The organism is Neobacillus sp. SuZ13 (genome assembly GCF_030123365.1).
Classification (GTDB): Bacteria; Bacillota; Bacilli; order Bacillales; family Cytobacillaceae; genus Neobacillus.
Window position 1 is genome coordinate 5,314,061 of the sequence record NZ_CP126107.1, and the last position, 20,878, is coordinate 5,334,938.

The 20,878-nt window shown below is 38.9% G+C and carries 21 protein-coding genes and 1 riboswitch; of the genes, 2 read left to right on the forward strand and 19 right to left on the reverse strand.

The annotated features are described in order from the left end of the window. Window positions 1-36 precede the first annotated feature (36 nt). The 9 genes from QNH17_RS26240 to QNH17_RS26280 all read right to left on the reverse strand — a co-directional run bounded on the left by QNH17_RS26240 (window position 37) and on the right by QNH17_RS26280 (window position 9,978). On the reverse strand, window positions 37-1,521 hold the full coding sequence (locus QNH17_RS26240) for a hypothetical protein (protein ID WP_283876164.1): 1,485 nt from the start codon (window positions 1,519-1,521) through the stop codon (window positions 37-39). A 65-nt stretch (window positions 1,522-1,586) separates the two neighbouring features. After that, a complete protein-coding gene (locus QNH17_RS26245; protein WP_283876166.1) occupies window positions 1,587-2,510 on the reverse strand; it encodes an FTR1 family iron permease in 924 nt (307 codons plus the stop codon). A 30-nt stretch (window positions 2,511-2,540) separates the two neighbouring features. Beyond that, window positions 2,541-3,296, reverse strand: a complete 756-nt coding sequence (locus tag QNH17_RS26250) for a hypothetical protein (RefSeq protein ID WP_283876168.1) — start codon at window positions 3,294-3,296, stop codon at window positions 2,541-2,543. Window positions 3,297-3,392: 96 nt separating this feature from the next. Beyond that, on the reverse strand, window positions 3,393-4,169 hold the full coding sequence (locus QNH17_RS26255; protein WP_283876170.1) for a glycosyltransferase family 2 protein: 777 nt from the start codon (window positions 4,167-4,169) through the stop codon (window positions 3,393-3,395). Continuing rightward, window positions 4,129-5,622, reverse strand: coding sequence for an alkaline phosphatase family protein (locus QNH17_RS26260; protein WP_283876172.1), 1,494 nt, complete (start codon window positions 5,620-5,622; stop codon window positions 4,129-4,131). The genes QNH17_RS26255 and QNH17_RS26260 overlap by 41 nt, the downstream gene beginning before the upstream one ends. Further along, complete coding sequence (locus QNH17_RS26265) at window positions 5,619-6,572, reverse strand: lysylphosphatidylglycerol synthase transmembrane domain-containing protein (protein WP_283876173.1); 954 nt, start codon at window positions 6,570-6,572, stop codon at window positions 5,619-5,621. The genes QNH17_RS26260 and QNH17_RS26265 overlap by 4 nt, the downstream gene beginning before the upstream one ends. Further along, window positions 6,553-7,509, reverse strand: coding sequence for an NAD-dependent epimerase/dehydratase family protein (locus QNH17_RS26270; protein WP_283876175.1), 957 nt, complete (start codon window positions 7,507-7,509; stop codon window positions 6,553-6,555). Before QNH17_RS26270 ends, QNH17_RS26265 begins: the two co-directional genes overlap by 20 nt. 97 nt (window positions 7,510-7,606) lie before the next feature. Continuing rightward, a complete protein-coding gene (locus QNH17_RS26275) occupies window positions 7,607-8,785 on the reverse strand; it encodes a hypothetical protein (RefSeq protein ID WP_283876177.1) in 1,179 nt (392 codons plus the stop codon). 320 nt (window positions 8,786-9,105) lie between these two features. Further along, entirely contained in the window at window positions 9,106-9,978 is an 873-nt protein-coding gene (locus tag QNH17_RS26280) for a DUF1259 domain-containing protein (RefSeq protein ID WP_283876179.1), read from the reverse strand. 240 nt (window positions 9,979-10,218) lie between these two features. Here QNH17_RS26280 and QNH17_RS26285 point away from each other — a divergent pair, with 240 nt between their 5' ends. Then, entirely contained in the window at window positions 10,219-11,088 is an 870-nt protein-coding gene (locus QNH17_RS26285; protein ID WP_283876181.1) for a cation diffusion facilitator family transporter, read from the forward strand. Window positions 11,089-11,188: 100 nt separating this feature from the next. Here QNH17_RS26285 and crcB (QNH17_RS26290) read toward each other — a convergent pair whose 3' ends face one another. The 4 genes from crcB (QNH17_RS26290) to QNH17_RS26305 all read right to left on the reverse strand — a co-directional run bounded on the left by crcB (QNH17_RS26290) (window position 11,189) and on the right by QNH17_RS26305 (window position 13,557). Further along, a complete protein-coding gene (gene crcB / locus QNH17_RS26290; RefSeq protein ID WP_283876183.1) occupies window positions 11,189-11,551 on the reverse strand; it encodes a fluoride efflux transporter CrcB in 363 nt (120 codons plus the stop codon). Further along, window positions 11,551-11,946 carry a fluoride efflux transporter CrcB gene (crcB, locus tag QNH17_RS26295; protein WP_283876184.1) on the reverse strand — a complete coding sequence of 132 codons (396 nt, stop codon included), beginning with the start codon at window positions 11,944-11,946 and terminating at the stop codon, window positions 11,551-11,553. The genes crcB (QNH17_RS26290) and crcB (QNH17_RS26295) overlap by 1 nt, the downstream gene beginning before the upstream one ends. Window positions 11,947-12,011: 65 nt before the next feature. After that, window positions 12,012-12,073: riboswitch (Fluoride riboswitch) on the reverse strand. Window positions 12,074-12,136: 63 nt separating this feature from the next. Next, window positions 12,137-12,940 (reverse strand): prohibitin family protein, encoded by an 804-nt coding sequence (locus QNH17_RS26300; RefSeq protein ID WP_283876186.1) that lies wholly within the window; start codon window positions 12,938-12,940, stop codon window positions 12,137-12,139. A gap of 77 nt (window positions 12,941-13,017) precedes the next feature. Next, on the reverse strand, window positions 13,018-13,557 hold the full coding sequence (locus QNH17_RS26305) for an EAL domain-containing protein (RefSeq protein WP_283876188.1): 540 nt from the start codon (window positions 13,555-13,557) through the stop codon (window positions 13,018-13,020). A gap of 254 nt (window positions 13,558-13,811) precedes the next feature. On the opposite strand from QNH17_RS26305, the gene QNH17_RS26310 reads away from it, so the two are divergent. Further along, window positions 13,812-14,201, forward strand: a complete 390-nt coding sequence (locus tag QNH17_RS26310; RefSeq protein ID WP_283876190.1) for a VOC family protein — start codon at window positions 13,812-13,814, stop codon at window positions 14,199-14,201. Between the two features lie 146 nt (window positions 14,202-14,347). On the opposite strand, the gene corA is transcribed toward QNH17_RS26310, so the two are convergent. From corA to QNH17_RS26340, 6 genes are all read right to left on the reverse strand, one after another. Next, complete coding sequence (gene corA, locus QNH17_RS26315) at window positions 14,348-15,295, reverse strand: magnesium/cobalt transporter CorA (RefSeq protein ID WP_283876192.1); 948 nt, start codon at window positions 15,293-15,295, stop codon at window positions 14,348-14,350. Window positions 15,296-15,463: 168 nt separating this feature from the next. Then, window positions 15,464-16,132 (reverse strand): GntR family transcriptional regulator, encoded by a 669-nt coding sequence (locus QNH17_RS26320; RefSeq protein ID WP_283876194.1) that lies wholly within the window; start codon window positions 16,130-16,132, stop codon window positions 15,464-15,466. Between the two features lie 69 nt (window positions 16,133-16,201). Then, on the reverse strand, window positions 16,202-16,861 hold the full coding sequence (locus QNH17_RS26325; RefSeq protein ID WP_283876196.1) for a GntR family transcriptional regulator: 660 nt from the start codon (window positions 16,859-16,861) through the stop codon (window positions 16,202-16,204). A gap of 8 nt (window positions 16,862-16,869) precedes the next feature. Then, window positions 16,870-18,513 (reverse strand): ribulokinase, encoded by a 1,644-nt coding sequence (locus QNH17_RS26330; RefSeq protein WP_349632551.1) that lies wholly within the window; start codon window positions 18,511-18,513, stop codon window positions 16,870-16,872. 107 nt (window positions 18,514-18,620) lie between these two features. Further along, entirely contained in the window at window positions 18,621-19,949 is a 1,329-nt protein-coding gene (locus QNH17_RS26335; protein WP_283876198.1) for an MFS transporter, read from the reverse strand. A 128-nt stretch (window positions 19,950-20,077) separates the two neighbouring features. Beyond that, window positions 20,078-20,869, reverse strand: a complete 792-nt coding sequence (locus tag QNH17_RS26340; protein ID WP_283876200.1) for a cyclase family protein — start codon at window positions 20,867-20,869, stop codon at window positions 20,078-20,080. Window positions 20,870-20,878 lie beyond the last annotated feature (9 nt).

Here is a 20,878-nt window from a genome sequence, read left to right on the forward strand (position 1 = left end):
GCATTTTTCCCTTCCTTTACGAATAGCTTCTAATTCTTAATGGACTGCTTCATTTCCGACCCATTTATATAAAGTAATATCATGATAAACTGGATCAAAAAGTTCATTTGAGTGAAAGCTTGCTACTTTTATTATTTTGCCATCCAATGAATGACCTTGTGTGAGGAATCCTTTAACTACTTTATCCGTTAGGAGTATAGTTCTTCCTCTGAAATAGTTTGAATCTGACTTAAAAAAATCAAACGTTTCGAGTCGTTTATGTGTATAAGATGCATTTATATACTGGAGTACCCTTGTTTCTTCCCATGTATAAAGAATCACAGGTTGATTCATTTTCGATATATATTCATCCATCTTATAGATAGCTGGACTTTCTGTTCCTTCTGCCTTTAATAATATAACATCTTTCCAAACTTGATGACCTAAGAGGATTACCGCTAGTCCTAGTATAAGATATGATACACTTTTCGAAAAAAGATTGATACAAATGAAGAAGACTAACAGAATGATTAAGGGAAGTACGTGCCGTGCCTTTTCAATGTTTTGTCCGAGCAATCCCCAAACAAAATAGCAGGAAAACATTAGGTAAAGTAAATTCATAAAGGGGTGTTTAGGCTTTTGTTCCTGCTTTTTATGGCTGCGAAATAGGATGACTGCCAGAAAAAAAATGAAAATAACAACAGTGATAATAGATTTGCCAGCGATGCCTGTCCAGACAATATTCCCCCATGAGAATTTCGTCAGCCTCTCAAAAAAACTTATTTTGGATGTTTCTATTGCACCGCCCCAATCATTAAAATGACCAGTTGTAAAAGCTAATGATAGCTTGATAAATCCAATCAAACTACCTTCTGAAACAATAAGGGCAACGAGCCAACATGCTTGAAAGGCGATGCCAAACAGACAGTAATAGATTAAATCTACTCTGGAAATCGTTTTATTTTTTACTTTAAGGTAAAAAAGAAAAAGAATACCGATGGAAAATGGCAGATAAGAAAGGCGAATTCCCAGCATAAGGCTTAACATGGCTAAGGGGATCAAAATAAATGTTGAATTTGTCCTCTTAAGAGCAAAAAGCAAACTCCACAAATACCACCAAAAGGCAGCAAGCGCCGCTCCTTCAGACATTGGTTGGTTAATCATGATAATGCAAAAACTGCTAGAATAAATAATCGCAGCCGATAGCCATGAATAACTGCTGGTTAAAAAGTTCCTGCTTAATTTATAAATTGGAAACACAGAACTAGAATAAAAAAGAATGTTAAAAATAGTCAGAGCCTCTGATGGATCATTCACAAATAGATGAATGAATTTGCCTCCTAAAATAAACAAAGGATAACCAGGAAAATGCGGCTGCATAGCCATTAAATCAAATCGTGTCACAGCAAGAGAAAAATCAACCTGGTCCCATGAGGAAGTATAAGGATTTACATAAAGAAGCTGTGAAAGAAAAACAATTATGGTTGCTGCAATACTTAAGCCAATTAATAGGCCTTTTTTTAACTGATTAGATAATTTCATTCATTCACCACGCCTTTTTTAAAGAAAAAGTACAAGGCAAAAGCCTTGTACTTTTTCTTTAAGGGTTATTTCACTTGTGTCTTAAGAATGGGGGCATTCTGTGAAGCATTTTCTTTTTTGCGCTGACTTTCTGCCGGTTTGGAGGAGGTTAGCAGAAAAATGGCTACAAAATAGCCGATATATGCCAGAACTTCTTCAATCGAAGGCATTGATGAATAACCAAATAATGCCTTTAAGAAAACTCCAATATCTCCTGAAAGGATGGGTGCTGTCCCAGTATCACGAAGATAATGAGTATAATCAATAGGATGCTCTGGCAAAAACCAGGTAAGATCATACACATGCGGCAGGACACTTCCAATGATGTTAATATCCTGCATCATGGATATAGCTTGAACCAACAGTCCGGCTGAAATAAGAATAATAAAAGCTCCTGTTAATTTAAAGAAGCTGCTTAATGGAATCCTCATTGTTCCTTTAAAGAACAAATATGAAACGATAACAGCTATGACTACACCTGTAATCGCACCCCAGCCTTCCATCGCGGCACCGATGTTTCCTCCAGTAATGGCGGCAAAGAAAAATACCGTTTCCACACCTTCTCGTAGAACGACAAGAAAGGAATGGACGACCATACCCACAACATTTCCAGTGGATATAAACTTATTCATTTTTCCTTCCATATTCCCTTTTATATCACGACTGTGACTAGCCATCCAGAATACCATTTGGGTAAGTAAAACTGTAGATACAAGCATAATTCCTATTTTTAGATACATTTCGCTTCCCATGGCCGCAAAACCTGTAAATACAATTTGGAATAATAGGGCTACTCCGATACTTGCCAATACTGCTAGACCTGCCCCCATCCAAACATATTTTGTGTACTGCTTATGATCTACTCTTTTAAGATAGGTTGTAATGATTCCTACAATTAATAAGGCCTCTAACACTTCCCGGAATGTGATTAACAATGCCTGAATTTCCACAGTCCTTCTCCTCCCCCATGGTGCCTTCGTTTACTTTCTTCTTTTGCGGATCACAAAGATAATAACAGCTATAATAACTGCAACTATTAAAATCAGTGGGATCCAGTTACGGATATTTGATATATCCGTCCAATCCTTTTTCCCAGTGCTTTGTTGTTCTGTGGCGCTTTCAGAAAAATGCCCTACTTCAAGACTTTTTAATTTAAATTCTGATTTTAAGCTATCAAGAATTTCTTCTTTATTTTCCTTAAAGGCCTCTAAATTTGCTTCTTTTTTTCCTACCCCAAACAAGCCAGGGTTCCCCAATGCTACCAACGCCTGATCAAAATCAGTTCGGATTTTTTTATCATTATCAGGGTTTTCAGCTTCAACCTTCGGGGATAAAGCTTCGTATGTAGCAAATCCTTTCGCAAGTAGACGCTTCGTTGTGTCATATTCCTTAAAGTTATTCTCAATACTCTCCAAACGTCTGGCAATATTTAAAACAAGAAGTTTTTCCATATTTTCTAAAGTGGCTTTTTTATCTTCTGCTTCGATATTTTTTAAAATCAGCTTTGCTGGCTCAGGACCCATATGCATATCGATTTCTTCTTTAACGGTATCAAAAAGCTTTTTCGCAGATGTGAAATTCGGAGGGGTCTCATCAAGCTTAGTGACCATTTCCTTATATACTTCAGCAACCTTTTCTTCATTCGGATCACCATATGAGTAAGCACGGGCATTACTGATGGAAAGGCTGTTAACAATTATTGTTACAATAAAAAATAAAACTGAGAGTTTTTTCATCCAAATTCCCTCCTGTGGTTAATGATAATGATTATCATCCTCGCTGTCAATATAGCAATGAAGATTGTCACATATTTATCATACTTATCTGACAAATTAATCCTGTTTCCTATCTAAGATAGGAAACACTCTACCTCCTTGCGTCCGATAGGTCTGCTTTTTGGTGTTTATTTTTTTCACTGGCCGTCTCATTTCTTTTAAAATAGCAGGTAAGACCGAGGTCATATAAGATCGAAACTTAATAAATGATTCACCAGTTTTACGAACCTGATATTGAATTGGAATTTCCTTCATACGAAACCCTTTTCGAATTAGATTTAATGTGACCACTTGGGCATAATTGTAATCATGGATAATTTCCGCTTCCTCCATGGCCTGTCTAGAAAATGCTCTCATACCAGATTGACCATCATAGATCCATTTACGGAGGAGAAGTGCTTGTAGAAAGGTAAAACAGTAATTTCCGATTCTTCTGTTCCATTTCATACCATCTATCGATCCTAGAAAACGGGATCCCATCACATAATCAGAAGTTCCCAGTAAGATGGGTTCAATTAATTCTGGAATTTGTTCAGCAGGGTATTCATTATCGGCATCAATCATTACACCAATATCGGCTCCATATAAAACACAAAGTTCCAGCCCTTTTCTCACTGCGGCCCCTAAACCTTGATTTTTAACAAACGTATGAACATAATTTGCTCCCGCTGCCCACGATAGTTCTTCTGTCCGATCAGTAGAACCGTCATTTACCACTAAAACCTCTACACCCACTTGGGAGTTAAAATTTCTGGGTATTTTTCGAATGACCTCTGTAATTGAGTCTTCTTCATTATAGGCTGGCAGAAAAACTATTACTTTTTGTTGCTTCATAGCCAATAACATCCTTCCTTACTGCATCAATTAATACTGGGCCTCGAGCTTTATCGGGGAATGGAGCACCCAATAAGTAAGAGATGGTAGATGCGAGGGATACTAAACTATGCTTCTCCTCCACACTCTTTCCTTTCTCGATAGAAGGACCATACATGAAAAACGGCACAAATCTTTCACCTTCATCCAAATGCCCATGCCCGCCTATCCCATCTGCCTGACCATGATCGGCACAAACAATAAACGTGTAATTTTCAAGCTTACCTCTTTCCTTTAACCAATGAAAATATTCTTCTACCAGGGAATCGGCTTCTTCAATCTTTTGAATATATTCATCATATAAAACACCACGGCTGTGTCCGGTTTGGTCTGTACTTATTAATTGAACAATTTGTAGGTCTGGATCCTGCTCTTCCATGATATTTTTAGCTCGTTCAATAATGCCGCGATCCACTAGATTATTTTTCATAACAGCAGTAAATGTCTCAACATCCTTACCAAAGGAATCGACGAGATGCGCTACAGCTAATAAAGAACCCTTTTTCCCTACTTTTCGTAGAGTATCAAAAACACTTTCAACTTTAATCCCAAGCTTCCAAACCATATTCGACTTTATGCCGTGCTCGAAGGGATACGTTCCTGTAAACATAGAGGAAAAACATACAACGGTTCTTGCAGGGTAAACGGTTTCCATATTCGTATACTCCGTACCATTTTTCCTCAAAAAGTCGAGAAACGGCGTATTGGCTTCTTCAAAGCGTTCTTTCCGCATACCATCTATGACCATAACAATCACTTTTTCATTAACGGCAGATGTCCGCTCCTCTATATTGGACGTATAGGTTGGAATAATTTTCGGCTTCCAATCAAATAGGTTTTTATGGAGAATCCATGAGAATAAAAGGACGCCTGCATAAAAAAGGATGAGTACTCCCACTTCACTGCCCGTCCATGACTGTTCCGAAGTGACTAAATTCCAAAGAGATAATAATAAAAGAAACTTAGGTAATTGCTCTTGGGCATTTCCGCTTGTTGAATCACTATTTTTTAACACAAGCTTCCAGAAGCGCGTAAAATTAAGCCATGACGTACCGATTCTCAAATGATAATAAAACGTTCCCCAAAAAAATACGGTAAAGAAGAAATATAATCCTACCGCTGTAAGCAGCAAACTGAGATTCACATGATCCCAGATAATAAGATATACCGTAAAGGGAATCCATAAATAATTTCTTAAGAATAATGGGTAATCGAACAAATAGTAAATAACCAGCATTGGCAGGATTGCGAGAAACCCAAGGGTTAGATCTCCTAAAAATGAAGGATTGCCAAGCTTTGCAATGGAATAGATCAGCATGATTCCAATGGTAAAAATCGGTGTAAATGGCTTTCCCTCGTTTAAAAGGTTCCAGCACCTGGCTGCAAATTTTTCAAATGATGATGCTTTTTTCATTCAGGTCTTCCCCTCCTTAATAAAATCTCTCTTATTTGTCTTATTTTCGTTAACGGTGAACGGATTAAAAATAGGCATCCAACTAGATAGGAAAAAATAAATTTATAACTATGGCTTATAAGTGCCACCATATACCCATCTTTTATTGGATAATGAAAACTTGCTAGTGCAGCAGTCATGACGGATTCATAGGTTGAAATTCCACCTGGCGTAATCTGAAAAATTTGACCCCCTACCGTGATCGAGTTAACCCAAATGGCCTTGTAAATCGGCAGACCATTACCTATCGATGCAGTTACACTCCAGACAACTGCTCCTTCAAGTGCCCAGCTAAACGCAATTAAGAGCATAATTAAAACAAAATTCTTCCCAGCTAAGCTTGTTTTTACTAATTGAATATGCTTTTCCACAAACCGCGGACGATGTTTTTTGACGAAAAAGGACACAATTAACATCATTATCACTAAAATTAACAACAAACCTAGTGAATAATGAAAGGCAAATGGCCTTGAAAAGGCAATGAGTCCGATAAATGAAAACATTAGAAGGAAAAACATATCTATTGCTCGGAGAACAATAACGGAATGGGCTGAAATTTCCGGACTTATGTTTTTTTCCCTCCAGGATAGAACACCAATTCTAACTGCATCTCCCACCTTAATTGGAGTAATATGATTCACGAAAAGGCTTAAGAGCACCCCCTGCAGACAGCTATAGAATCTTACTTTCTTTCCTAAGTATAATCTCCATGCTTCGGCTCTTAGAATAAAAGATAACAAGTAAGAAATCGTAACCGCTATAATAATAAAAGGGTTTCCTACAAAAAACTCCTGCATTGCATTAAATAAATTTTCCACATGGAAATAGCGCAGTGATAGAACAATAAATATCCCTGCAAGAATGAACCCCATTAGCCTTATCAGTAGACGATTAACTGATTTCTGACTCATGTTTTTTTGCCCATTCTATCGTCTTGGAAAGGCCTTCTGAAAAAGAAACCGATGGTTGAAATCCAAGCTGCTCCCTTGCCTTCGAATTATCTGCCCAAGTGGAATGAACATCACCTTGGCGAAATTCCGCCTGCTTAACTGCTAAATCTGGAAAATACAGCCTGAGGTGATCTACTAGTTCTTCAAGGAAAATAGGGCTGCCAGAGCCAATATTAAATGTGCCCACTTTTTCCTGTTGGTTAAAAGCACTAATGATTCCGGTAATACAATCATCAATATAGGTATAATCCCTAGCCGTCCTATTTCCAAAAAGGGTAATTTCCTGTTTATCCAACAGCTTTTTAATAAACCCTGTAATCGCCATATCCGGTCTGCCCCATGGTCCATATACCGTAAAAAAGCGAAGGATTGAGACTTTATAGTCAAATAAGGATGAATAAGCATGGCAAAACGATTCCGCACCAAACTTGGCCGCTGCATAAGGAGAAACAACTCGTCCAGTTGCCATCTCCTCTTTAAGAGGAACATTTTTTTGTTCTCCATACACCGATGACGAAGATGCGAAAATAAACTGTTTTACATTGGAATCTCCCGAAAATCGAAGAGCATTGATCGTTGCTTTGATATCGTAATCTACATACTCATTCGGAGCGGCAATAGAGTGAGGTACTCCAGGAATGGCGGCTAAGTGAATGACTATTTCCGGTTTGAAAGAGATAAATATTTCTCTGACTTTATCTTCATTATGTATAAGGCTTTCTTGATAAAAGTGAAACTTCCCTGCTTCACTAACAAATTCAAGGTGGCACTTTTTTCTCTCAATGGAGTAATACGGGTGAAGTACATCAAGGATTAGTACTTCGTGTCCTTCTTTTATCAATCTTCTTGTAAGATGGGAACCAATAAATCCAGCTCCTCCAGTTACGATTATTTTCAATCAAAAACACCTCTAAATAATTCATTAAGTCCTATTCTCTCATATACAAGAAAAAAGGAAAAACCTTGCACATCTAGAACAAGGTTTTTCCTCTGCATTATTTCGCTTTTTCTACGATTGTATTCAGAGTGGAAATAAGTTCTTTCAATTGCGCTTCCCCAGCTGCTTTATCTTTCGCTTTTGCAGTTTCAACATATTTTTGTGCTTTTTCATTGAGTGATTTATAAGCATCTTCGCCTAGAAGGGTCTTGATATCTTCACCGATGATATCGATAAATAAAGCACCTTCTAAACCAGTAACAACGGCTTTATCATCTTTGCCAATAAGTTCTTTACTTTCCTCATATTCACCCATCGCAATTTTTGCAAAGCCGCGAACAAATGCTTTATTTACAGCAGCTGGATCTAAAGCTTTTACATCTGATTCAAGTGAAAATGATTTATCGATAAAGGCAGTTTCATCTGCAGCATTCTTACTGAAATATCCGTATAAAGATTGGAAGAATGCCCATCCTTCCGCCTGCTCAACTTTAGCAAGTGCTGCGTCTTTTCCCGCTTCTGCTGCCGCTTTTGTCGCATATCCGTTTGGCAGAGCCCCAGTTGCAAGATAGAATGTTTTCATTAACGTTTTATCCACGACTTGTTTTCCTAAGTTAAAGCTAAGTAGATCATTATTTTTTACGGCCTCATCAATTTCGTTAAATCCGCCATCAATAACACTGACAAGGTTTGTTCCATACGCTGCATCACGCTTTTCAACAGTTGTCTTTAGGATTGCATAATATTCTTTAGCTTCTTCTAGTTCACCATTCACTTCGTTAGTGTTACCCCATAGTTCTGTTACTTCTGTAAAATCGTGTTTAATTGATGTATAGAATACTTTTTGCATTAATTTATCAAAAATTTGTCTAACTACTACTTTATCCATAGCACCGTCTTTACCGGCAGTAAGTGCTGTTGTGATTTTATCATCAATAGTATCTTCAAATTCTGCGTCTCGTTTTTTAACCAACTCTTTTAAATTTTCATTATATAACGTTGTAACTTTATCAAAATCAACTTCTTTACCTTCTTTAGCTTTATCAAGCTCTGTTAATGCTTCTGTAAAAACATCAGCATACGCTGCATCTTCTTTTTCCTCAGCTTCTTTCTTCTCAGAAGCTTTTTCCTTGTTCTCCACTTTTGGTTTACTTTCTGTCTCTTCTGCTTTTCCGCAAGCCCCTAAAATTAATGAAAGGGCTGCCATGGCTGCTAGCACTTTAAATCTAATCGACATTTTGTTTTCCCCCGGTTTTGTTTTGTTTTGTTTTGTCGTTCTATTTGATAATGATTATCATTCACATTTTTAATTATAGTAGAGAATGATTATCAATGTCAATGAAAATTAATATATGTAACAAAATATTCACTAATTTCAAAAGTAAAAAACGATCACCCATCCACAAGATGGTTCCATATTTTATTTCAAAAGCTCTGATGCAATGATGGGAAACCGATGGATGGACGATACACATTAATGAGGGATAGTACAAACAAAAAAAGCCCTTAACAGGCTTCTTTAAGATAAGTGTAATTGTTATTTTTAAAAACCTACAATTAAGAAGGCCTTACTACATCATTCGTAAGTACCTGTAACGCATCTCGAACAGCTAGTGCAAACCTTACTGGATTATCTATCTTTTCAAAATGAATATACATCAATCTCGGATTTTCAAATAGCCAGTGATTATGAAAAGCGGTCACAATGATATTGTGTTCACGGAGCCTGTCAATGAAGGGGTTAATCTCTTCTTGCAAAATAACTGTTTCCCCACTACAAAGTGCTCTACCAGATGAGGTTAAAGACTCAAACGTAAACATCTGAGGAATAGCTAGGAAAGACCTAGTTTGTCTCCCCAAAATTTGCGGCATAATATTTGTCCGTGATCTCATAACCATACAAATCCCATTTTCAAACGTATGCATTCCGCCAAGGATTCTATGAAATTCTTCGCACAACTCCTCTGCTTGACTATTTACACGGGCTCTACCATTTATAACCCTTCCCACATTTCGAGTAGTCAAAACTTCAAGAGCATTTCTAACTTTTCTTGCAAAAGAAAGTGGTTCATCGATTGATTCAAAATGGATATACATCAAGCGTGGTTGATCAAACAGCCAATGATTATGAAGAGCCGTTACAATAATCCCGTTTGCCCGTAAACGGGAAATAAACGGATTAATCTCCTCTTGAAGAATAACAGTTTCCCCAAGACACAATGCTCTTCCTTCGCTATCAATATTCTCAAACGAAAATGCTTGTGGCACAAACATAAAAGATTCTGCTCTACGTCCCAACACAACTGGGTGGAGGTTTGTCCGAGATTTGGTCGCAGTACATACTCCATTAATGACAGATGGTGTAGCACCAAGGATATCAGCAAATTGCCTGCATAGATTAGTAGGCTGCATATTACTCATTTCATTCATATGATCATCCCCTAAAAAAAGTCTCTCTAGATAAAATTATGCAGAATAACTTTTTTGGACAGGGCTATATAGTAATTTTTATGAAAGTAGTGATGAAGGGAAAAGATGATTTGCTAGTTTCCCCAGTGAAACTTTTTTTCACTGTTATTACTTAGTTTGAAGGAAGACAAAAGGTTTCTCTAGACCCACTAGTAATTTTTATCCCATAATAAAAGTAGAGAAATGGCGGGGGATAGAAATATGAACGAACAGGGATATTTGGATTTGAGAAGAGGAGAACGCGGAGCGATCATAAGCATCATCGCTTACATAATCTTATCTTCATTAAAATTATTAGTCGGTTTTATAGCTAACTCTGAAGCCTTAAAAGCAGACGGTTTAAATAATGTCACAGATATTATTGCGTCAATAGCCGTGCTGATTGGTCTTAAATTATCGCAGCGGCCGCCCGATGATGATCATCCTTATGGGCACTGGAAAGCTGAAACAGTTGCGTCCATGGTCGCTTCATTTATTATGATTGCTGTGGGAATACAAGTAACATACGAAGCGATTTCAAGTCTATTTAATGGAAGGAATGAGACCCCAGATTTAGTTTCTGCATGGACCGGTCTCTTTTGTGCTTTGGTTATGTACTTGGTTTATCGATATAATAAAAAATTAGCTAGAGAAATTAATAGCCAATCTGTTATGGCAGCAGCAAAGGATAACCTCTCAGATGCCTGGGTCAGTGTCGGTACATTTATAGGTATCGTCGGTGCCCAGTTCAATCTTCCCTGGCTCGATCCGATTACGGCGATTATCGTTGGATTACTCATCTGTAAGACCGGCTGGGAGATTTTTAGGGATGCTTCCCATCATTTGACCGATGGATTTGACGAAAAACAAATAGAAACATATAGAGAAACGATCATTGATTGTCATGGGGTTAAAGGGGTTAAAGACATTAAAGCTCGGAATTACGGTAATAACGTGGTAGTCGATATTGTGATTCTGGTAAATTCTGATTTAGATATTCGCGGAGCCCATGATATTGCCACCAAGGTGGAAAATGTATTAATAAAAGAACATCATGTCTATGATGTACATGTCCATGTTGAGCCAAATTAAATTCACAACTAAAGAGAGAGTTAACCGCGACTTGGAAAAACTCTTTCTTTTTTTCTAAAGCTTTTTACCTTACTAGTGTTTTTCTTTTCTTGTATACACATCAAACATGGGTACCCACTATACTTCCGATCCACGCAAAAAGAATACCTAAAAGAACGGATGTACTTACATAAAATACCGCATGTTTAATTTCCCTCTTCTGCAACATTTGGATTGTTTCATAACCGAAGGTTGAAAAGGTGGTATATGCTCCGAGAAAACCTGTTCCACCCAATAACCACAACCAATCGGGAATTCCCTCTCCTTGATGTACAACAGCCAAAAGCCCAAGTACAAACGAACCACTAATATTAATGATCCATGTAGCAAGTGGGAATTTGTATGTTGTCTTGCTCGTAATCCATTTCCCCAGCTGAAATCTTAAAATTGCACCAAATATTCCCCCAATACCTACAAATAACATTATCTCGCTCCTCTACTCCGTTGTTTTTCGGACTGAAACCCAGCCAATTTTGCACCAAACAAGGCCAGTGCGATTCCTCCTAAAGTGCTTAAAAGGACATAGAGCAAGGCCAAAATCGGCTGATGATTTTTAATTAAGTTCAATGTTTCAACGGAAAAGGTTGAAAACGTGGTAAAAGCACCTGTAAATCCTGTTCCAATAGCTAATTTTAAATTCGGATTAATATCCCTGCGATTTACTGTAATGGTAAAAAACCACCCAAGAAATAAGCAACCCAACAGATTTATAGTCAAGGTACCGAATGGAAATCCATTGGTTGGAGATATCAATTTCCCTATCGAATAACGAAGGATCGCACCAAAAAAGCCGCCGATCCCAACTGCGAAAATATTCATGCCAAACGACTCCTTACAAAATTTCCCTTTAAAACGAAACAGACTCCTACCAGTAATGCGTACGATCACTAGTAGGAGTCATTAGTCACAAAGACAGTTTATGGCGAACTCCATCGCCTTTTGAATAGGATAATTATATAAGATACTTTCTATGAAAACAAATGAAAGTAATGGTTGTTAATTAATTAAATTATTTTTTCGAAAGCCCCTCCACATCTATAAACGGTGTAGCACCTCCTGTTACACTTGGCAGGTGCCCATCCCATTTTTCTAAAGCCTTCTCTTGGACTTCGATTTGTTTTAATTGAATCAGTTCCTCGGTTACTTCTTGTTTTTTCAATCGTAACGCTTCTGCTTCTGCCCCAGCCTGAGCCACTTTCTGCTCGGCTTCGATTTTGACTCGTTCAAGATCTCTTTTTGCACGTAACGCATTTTGTTCGGCGGTTTGTTTCGATTCAATCGCCTTATTAAACTCATCACTAAACGCAAATTCTTTAATATTAATATCTTCTAGAATCATATAATATTTTGTTAATTTACCAGCGAGCATATCCTTCACTTTCGCCGATACTTCTGGCCGTTTTGAGATTAATTCTTCAGCGGTATACTGGGCAGTAATCGCCTTCAGCGACTCCGCAATGGCCGGGTCAACGATTCGGGTGCGATAATCCAAGCCGATTTCTTGATAAAGCTTATTCACTGCTTCTGGGTCAGCCGAATAGTTGACAGCCACCATCGCAGTGACCATTTGCAAATCCTTTGAGGCTGCTGTTTGTGAACTTTCTTCTTTTTGGACTCGGACTTCAATCGGCTGTACGGTTTGAATAAATGGAATCTTAAAATGAAATCCTTCTGTTAAAATCGTCGGTTTAACGGCCCCTAATTGTAACAAAACCCCTCGATATCCAGAATCCACGGTAGTACCAGAAAAAAAGCCAACCACGATAATCACCAGCGCCACAAGTCCGCTAATTATCGATTTCGTATAGTTCATTCTGATCACACCCCTTTAAAACACTTTATGAAAATAGCCTTAGATTTATACAGATGAAAACAGGAACGATCCCACTCTTAAAAAAGCTTCTCCACCAACTCGACAGAAGTGGGTCTGCTAAAATAGTAACCTTGCATTTTATGGCAGCCAATGCTGCATAAATAATGGTATTGCTCCGTGGTCTCGACACCTTCAGCAACCACATTGATCCCCAGGTTTCTGCCCATGGCCACCAGTGCCCGGCAAATGGACTTTTGGTTTTTATATTCTAAACCCTGGATAAACGATTTATCAATCTTGATCGTATTAAAAGGATATTGAACAAGATAACTTTTTGATGAATAACCAATCCCAAAATCATCAAGAATGATATCAACCCCATATTCCTGCAATTCTTGAATTGTTTTCAAGGTTTTCTCGACATTTGTCATCGCAGTCCTTTCAGTTATTTCAATTTTTATTAGTTCAGGCAGTAAGTCATACCTTTCTAATGAATGTTTAATCGTTTCAATGAAGTCATCCTGATGGATTTGCCGAGCAGGAACATTAATCGATATATAAAAAGGCGGAAAATTTCTATCCAGCCATATTCGGCGCTGGCTGCAGACCGCTGCCAAAACCCAATTAATCCCTTAAGATGTGAATATAAGTAAAATGTTCGAAAATTTCAGATAGTACTACTGAGGAATCTGACCTGTTTATTAAACTGAGAAATAAAGCACAAACAATCTATCATTCGGTTTGAAAATTCAAATATTTCAGACCTTTTAGTGCTAATTTTATAATTCTTGCAGGCCATTTCTTTTCTATTAAACTCATTTACTTTAAGATTAAAGGGGATCTTATTATTTAAGTGAAAAGGGGAAAAAACATGATTTCCAAAATGGAACATACGGCCATTATTGTTTCGGATATGGACCGGTCGATCGAATTTTATTCAAAAATCCTTGGATTTAACGTTCGCCTTCGGGGAGACAATGCGAATAGGGAGATGGCGTTTTTATATCTTGCGGCACAGCCCGATATGGAAATTGAGCTGATCCGTGATATTAATCCGGTTGGAGAATATGCAGAGAGTGGAATCGTGAATCATCTTGCATTTACAGTCGAAGATATCACCTTGGCCATCCACCATTTCAAGGAAAAAGGAATTCATTTTACATCAGAAGAACCAAAGCCGACACTGGAGGGCGGACGTATGATTTTATTCTATGGACCAGACCACGAGCTTCTACAACTTGTAGAACGGGTGAAATCTTAGCAATTTTTATAAGAGCAATAAGCATTCCTCATGAAGAGTAGATGGCTTCCTTATCCCTTTTTGGATCGGCAACTAAATTTTATAAACATAATAATAAAAAGGGAGAAGTGATGAAGCACTTCTCCCTGCAACCGATTAGTTGATAGTTACTTTTTAAATAACCAGCCTTTTTTGTAAAACCATAATATCATTACCGTAACGATAATCGCCATAACTCCTAGAGTGAAAAAATAGCCGTATTTCCAATGTAACTCTGGCATATGATCAAAATTCATTCCGTACACTCCCACAATAAATGTAAGTGGCATAAAGATGGTTGTGATAACGGTAAGGGTCATCATAATGGAGTTCATTCGATTGGATTGAATGGACATATAATTCTCCCTCATATCAGAAGTAACGTCTTGATTATTAGCAATCATATCCGTTAACTTCATCAAGTGATCATAGATATCGGAAAAATAATGGTGAATTTGCTTTGTTTCCTGAATCCGCTTCGAGTTTATCATCCGGTATAACAAATCTCTCATCGGAATGATCGTTTTCCGCAAACGAATCAGATCTCTGCGAATCTCATAAACCTCTTCGATGATTTTTTTGCTGCTTGCTTCTCTCTCTTCATATTCATTTAGTTTGTCCTCAATTTGATGCAAAATCGGAAAATAGCAATCTACTAATTCATCAATAATACTATGAAGTACATATAACGGTCCAACCATTTCCAGTTCCTTACTTGCTAATAATTTTTGCTTAGCCACGTCTATCGCCTCTTCCTTTTCCTTATGAAAAGAAACGACATAGTTTTCTCCAACAAAAACATCTATCTCCTCGCACCTTATTGTTTTACTTAATGAATGTAAGATAAAGAATAGGACGCCATTATAATAATTCATATTGGGGCGCTGAAGAAAATGCAGACAATCTTCAATCGCCAAGGGATGAAAGTGATAAAATTCACTTAACAACTTTGTTTCCTCATCAGTTGGTTCCTCAAAATCTACCCAATAAAATTTGAATCGATCTGACCTTAGGTCCTCCAGCTTTACATCTTTTATTAATTGGTTATCTTGTGTAATAGCATAGGTAAAAATCATTCATAAACCTCACTCACTTTATTCAAACTTAGGACGTGACTAGCACGGGCATAATTCTAACCAGTAACATCCTCTCACAATTGCATTTATTTCCACATATAAAAAGGCAGAGAGATCAGACTTGCTCTCCGCCTTTCTTTCAAATGATAAACTCATCAGACCTGGACCCTAATTTAAATAACCTAGATAAGCCATTCGAATCCGTTTCCAATGGTTTTGAGTACATTGTCTTGCGCGCTCGGCATCGCCTGCTTTTATTGCCTCGAACGTATCACGATGATCCTTTGTTGATTTTGTTTTATCAGACATGGATCCAGCAATTAAAACAATTCTTGCCAGTTGCAGCTTAACATTCACACGTTGTAGATTTTCAACGAGGAAGTTATTTTTGCATAATGAATACAAAGTTTTGTGATATTGTTCATCGGAAACGATCCATTTGTCTACGTTTCCCTCGGCTATTGCATCCTCCATTTCTTTTATTTTACTTTCAAGCTCAATAAGTTCAGCCTCAGGATCAGACGCCACAAGATAGGACACCATTCCTTCCAATCCTTCCGCCACTTCGTACCATTGGACCAGCTCATCTTTTGAGAGTGTTTTTACAAAAATGCCTTTCCGGCTAATCGTTTCAATAATATCTTCAGCTTTTAAGCGGTTAATGGCTTCCCGGACGGGCGTTCTGCTCATTCCAAGCTGTTCTGAAAGTTCTGTTTCTAAAAGTGGATAGCCCGGTCGTAGTTCTCCGTTCGCAATCGCTTCCCGAATGGCCGAGTAGGCACGATCTGCCGACGTTATTTTCTTCTTTTTCGTTTGATTAGAGGTTATATTTTTCATAATTTAACTATAGCAAGACAATTTCCATTTGTATACAGATAAAGGTGCTCCTCTTTAAACTCAGAGCATTCATACCAGACTACGATAGCTGCTTCTTACCCTCTTCCAGTGATTTTGTGTAATTGTTCTCGCAAGGGTTGCATCTCGTGCCTTAATCGCTTCAAAAGCGGCCTTGTGCTCCATTGTCGATTGATTTTTATCAGGAGCTGAACGGGCAATCAAAAGGAGTCTCGCAAGATGCAGCTTCTCATTTAGTCGTCTCAGATGATCAACTAGATGTTCATTCTTACAAAGGTTAAGTAAGGCAGCGTGATATCTTTCATCAGCTTCAATCCATTGTTCTGTGTCCTCTAAACAAAGGGCATTCTCCATTCCGATAATACTGTTTTGAAGTTTGGCGAGATTGCCAGCAGGGTCTAACGCAACAAGATACGCTACCATTCCCTCCAGCCCCTCGGCTACCTCGTATTTTTTATATAAATCCTCCATGGAAAGTGCCTTGACGAAAATTCCCTTTCGGGGTAGCCGTTCGATTAAATCCTCAGCCTTCAATCGATTAATAGCTTCACGGATGGGAGTTCTACTGATGCCTAACCGTTCGGAGAATTCAGACTCTAAGACGGGATACCCTGGACGTAGTTCACCATTAATAATCGATTTGCGAATTGCAGTATAGGCCATTTCAGCCGCAAAAACTTTCTTTTGGGAATATTCATTTTGAAGATCCACGGTCCCTTTTACCCCCTAACCGTCGTTTTTATTTTCTTTAAGTTTTTAAGGACATTTCCATAGCCAAAACTATCATGGAGTTGATGGTACATTCTGAAAACTTCATCATAGGTTCCACTGTTGGCAGGAATGGGGGAATATGGTTTTCGAGATAAATTGCTGATCTGTTTCGAGGCATCTTCAAGAGTTTCATATATCCCAGCAGCAACTGCGCCGAGCATAGCCGCACCAATAGCTGGTGCATAGTCCACTTCATTCACATAAATGGTTTTCCTTGTTACATCGGCAAGAATTTGAATAAACAAGGAATTCTTTACCGCCACTCCTCCACACGCATGGATCACATCAACGTCAACACCCTGTTTTTCAAATGCTTCGATGATGATACGTGTACCAAACGCCATTGATTCTAATAATGCCCGATAGATTTCTTCTGGTTTCGTCGTCAAAGTCAGCCCAACAATGATTCCAGACAAATCAGCATCCATTAACACTGACCGATTGCCATTAAACCAATCTAAAACTAAGAGACCCGTCCCGCCAGCAGGAATCATTGCGGCTCGTTCGGTTAACACTTGATGAATTTGGGCATGGTTTGTTTTAGCATCCGTTCCCAATTGAGACGATATTAGATTCCTAACGAACCAGCCAAGCATATCACCGCCTGCTGGCTGCCCCGCTTCATATCCCGTAACACCAAGAATGATCCCACCATCAACAGCACCTGGAATTCCTGGAATACTAATTTGTTTCTCCCCTAAGAGCATGTGGCAAAAGGAGGTCCCCATGGCAATCACCATTTCCCCCGTCTGATTCACTCCAATCGCTGGTACACTTGCATGAGCATCGATCGTAGCTACGGCAATTGCCGTTTGGGGTGATAACCCGAGCTGTTCAGCCCAATAAGGTGTCACCGTTCCTGCGAAAGAGCCGACATCAACCACTTCTAAAGGAATCTTGGTCCCAATGAAGTTGCTTAACTGCGGGTCTAACTCTTGAAAAAACCTTTTGGAAGGATACCCTTCTGATCGATCCCAGCACGCTTTGTATCCCGCCGCGCAGGCATTTCTCGTTTCTACGCCTGTCAATTGCCAAACTACCCAATCCCCAGCCTCAATAAATCGATCTGCGGCATGATAGACTTCAGGGGCTTCTCTTAATACCTGCATCACTTTTGGGATCATCCATTCAGAGGAAATTTCTCCTCCATACCGTTGCAAAAATGATTCCTCTCTTTGCCTCGCTTTTTGATTTAATTCCTCTGCATATGGTTGGGCTGCGTGATGTTTCCAAAGTTTGACGTAGGAATGAGGACTATTTTTCAAAGCTGGCACTTTACATAATGGCGTCCCATCCGCTTTAGCAGGTAGAATGGTACTAGCTGTAAAGTCAATCCCGATTCCCTTTACTTCTGCCGGTGCCGCGCCCGCTAGTTTTAATACTTTGGGAATCGAACAGCGAATAACCTCAAGATAATCATCTGGATGCTGAAGCGCCCAGCCATCTGGAAGGGTGGAACCATCTATAAAATTACGATCCATCACACCATGTGGATACAGTGTTTGATCCGTACAGACAATCTCCCCAGTTGCTGCATCAATGAGCAGCACTCTTCCAGACTCGGTGCCAAAATCAATTCCAATCACAAACACCTTAGACTCCTCCCTATCGTTCATAAAATTGGCTTATAAAAATAAAAAGTGGGAAGGACTTCCCACTTTTTCCTTTCAACATCTAACTACTAGAGGGCATCAAATTATCATGCTCCGAAATTCTTACTTGATTTTGAGTTTTTATCCTTTTTCAACTGATCCATTTTAAATAAGAGAACCAAACATGCACATAGTATGAGGGCGCCGCTTAAAATGAATAAGCCGCTTGTTGTGCTGCCCGTCAATCCGGTCGTGTATCCCATGATATATGGTCCAAGAAACCCACCGAAGTTCCCAATCGAGTTGATTAATGCAAGCCCCACTGCCGCTGATGCGCCGGCTAAAAATCGGTTTGGAATCGACCAGAAAGGTGCAAAGAAGCTGAATAGACCCATAACTGTTAAGCTTAAAAATACAAGAGAAATTACTGGATCCTTTACAATAGCACATCCTAACAGTCCCAGTGCCCCAACAATCGGCGGAATCGCTGCATGCCATTTCCGTTCACCCGTTTTATCCGAGTGCATGCCCCATAATGTCATAGTTACTCCCGCAAAGAGATATGGGATCATGGTTAGGAAGCCAATTTTGGTTGCAGATAGGTCTGCCGATAAACCTTTGATAATTTGCGGCATCCAGAAACCAATTCCATATAATCCAAAGTTAATCGTAATATAAACAAGAGATAGATGAAGGACGCTTTTGTTTTTAAAGACTCCTAGAATTGAATGTTTTTGTTTAGGTGCTTTTATGGCATTTTCTCTATCAAGTTCACTTTTTAACCATGCCTTTTCGTTTTCATCAAGCCATTTTGCCTGCTCTGGCTTATCCGTTAAATAAAAGAAGGTAATAACCCCTAACACAATCGCAGGAAGCCCTTCTAAAATTAACATCCAGCGCCAGCCTTCCAAGCTGCCCCAATGAATGTTATCCATAATTAAGCCTGAGACTGGTGCACCGAGAATGTTGGAAACAGGTAATGCTAAATAAAAGAGAGCATAGGCACGGGCTTGGTCTTTCGCTCGAAACCAATAAGTAATATAAAGAATGATTCCAGGGAAGAAACCTGCTTCAGCAATCCCCAGCAAAAACCGTAAAGTATAGAGATGGGTGGCATTTTGGACAAAACCCGTTAGGACAACCACTGCCCCCCAAGTGATCAAAATCCGTGCAATCCACTTCCTGGCACCAAATTTATGGAGTGCAATGTTGCTCGGTATTTCGAAAATAACATAACCAAGGAAAAAGATTCCTGCCACTAAACCAAAAACCTCACTTGTCAAAGCCAAATCCTTATTCATATCCAGTGCCGCATAACTAAGGTTCACCCGATCAAGATAGGCGATAATGAAGGAGATAAAAATAAACGGGATAATTCTTTTCGTCACTTTGCTAACAGTTTGTTTCTCAATGTTAACGCTCTCATTATTTAGCATAAAGCACCCCCATATGTTTATCAAGAATGGTCTATCATTTGTTTGTAATCGGGCCCCTAGCCTTAACTAAAAGCCCGTTAATAAACATTTAATCTTGTGATTCTAAGAGGTGTCTTTCTAGTAAAATGCTAATCTTCAATCGCAACCACCGTTACAGGTGCACCGATACAATCTCTAGCAAACAACGGAAGGGCTGTAAGTTTAACTCGCTTTCTCGTAATTTGGTCGAGGTTACATAACGCGGCAATAATATATCCATGTGCATGCAATGGCCAAGAAGCTGCCCAATCAGGCCAAGACTTATCTTTCGTATAATTTTTAAGGTAAATCTTAGCTGTCTCTGATGGATATGGTGGCCTTTGCCATTTAGGAAGATCCACCCACTCTTTTTTCATATGTTTCCAACCGCAGGAACCTACATAAGCAACATCGATAGCAACTGTATCACTACCCTTTGCTTTCATCACCTCTGTTAACCGGAGCGATCCAGCCTCACTAAAATGGGGGGTTCTGATCGCATAATCATCGCCCATTTTTTCATAACGGCGGCCATTTCCCCAACCAGTTCGAATTAAGACAATATCCCCTTCTTTATAATCAGGGTCATCCACAACGAATTGGTCAATATCTTCAGGCATAATCTCTTCTTCTGCACCCTTTGGAATATCAATAACAACCGCATCTCGATTGACAAATTTATGTAAATCAATTTGTCCAATTGATGGTGCATTATCATCAATCGTAGCAGCCATCATTAATCTTGTACCTGTTTCAGAATGAAGGGATAAAGCATCAATGCGTACACCATTATCTTCTAACGTAACAATAGATTCTTGTCGGAACGGGGCATCCCAAGCCCAAACATTCCCAACAGGCATGCCCGGATATAGTGGCAGGGTAAGATTCGTTACTTTTGTCATTTTTTGAAA

Excerpts from the sequence above, each read along its gene's own strand:
- QNH17_RS26265 (WP_283876173.1), bottom strand. The coding sequence starts at position 6,572 with ATGAGTCAGAAATCAGTTAATCGTCTACTGATAAGGCTAATGGGGTTC.
- crcB (WP_283876183.1), bottom strand. The coding sequence starts at position 11,551 with ATGTTATTTGTAGGTATTGGGGGAATATTTGGTGCAATTTTAAGATTT.
- QNH17_RS26250 (WP_283876168.1), bottom strand. The coding sequence starts at position 3,296 with ATGAAAAAACTCTCAGTTTTATTTTTTATTGTAACAATAATTGTTAAC.
- QNH17_RS26310 (WP_283876190.1), top strand. The coding sequence starts at position 13,812 with ATGATTTCCAAAATGGAACATACGGCCATTATTGTTTCGGATATGGAC.
- QNH17_RS26260 (WP_283876172.1), bottom strand. The coding sequence starts at position 5,622 with ATGAAAAAAGCATCATCATTTGAAAAATTTGCAGCCAGGTGCTGGAAC.
- QNH17_RS26280 (WP_283876179.1), bottom strand. The coding sequence starts at position 9,978 with ATGAATGAAATGAGTAATATGCAGCCTACTAATCTATGCAGGCAATTT.
- QNH17_RS26240 (WP_283876164.1), bottom strand. The coding sequence starts at position 1,521 with ATGAAATTATCTAATCAGTTAAAAAAAGGCCTATTAATTGGCTTAAGT.
- QNH17_RS26300 (WP_283876186.1), bottom strand. The coding sequence starts at position 12,940 with ATGAACTATACGAAATCGATAATTAGCGGACTTGTGGCGCTGGTGATT.
- QNH17_RS26340 (WP_283876200.1), bottom strand. The coding sequence starts at position 20,869 with ATGACAAAAGTAACGAATCTTACCCTGCCACTATATCCGGGCATGCCT.
- QNH17_RS26275 (WP_283876177.1), bottom strand. The coding sequence starts at position 8,785 with ATGTCGATTAGATTTAAAGTGCTAGCAGCCATGGCAGCCCTTTCATTA.
- crcB (WP_283876184.1), bottom strand. The coding sequence starts at position 11,946 with ATGAATATTTTCGCAGTTGGGATCGGCGGCTTTTTTGGTGCGATCCTT.
- corA (WP_283876192.1), bottom strand. The coding sequence starts at position 15,295 with ATGATTTTTACCTATGCTATTACACAAGATAACCAATTAATAAAAGAT.
- QNH17_RS26255 (WP_283876170.1), bottom strand. The coding sequence starts at position 4,169 with ATGAAGCAACAAAAAGTAATAGTTTTTCTGCCAGCCTATAATGAAGAA.
- QNH17_RS26335 (WP_283876198.1), bottom strand. The coding sequence starts at position 19,949 with ATGCTAAATAATGAGAGCGTTAACATTGAGAAACAAACTGTTAGCAAA.
- QNH17_RS26320 (WP_283876194.1), bottom strand. The coding sequence starts at position 16,132 with ATGAAAAATATAACCTCTAATCAAACGAAAAAGAAGAAAATAACGTCG.
- QNH17_RS26285 (WP_283876181.1), top strand. The coding sequence starts at position 10,219 with ATGAACGAACAGGGATATTTGGATTTGAGAAGAGGAGAACGCGGAGCG.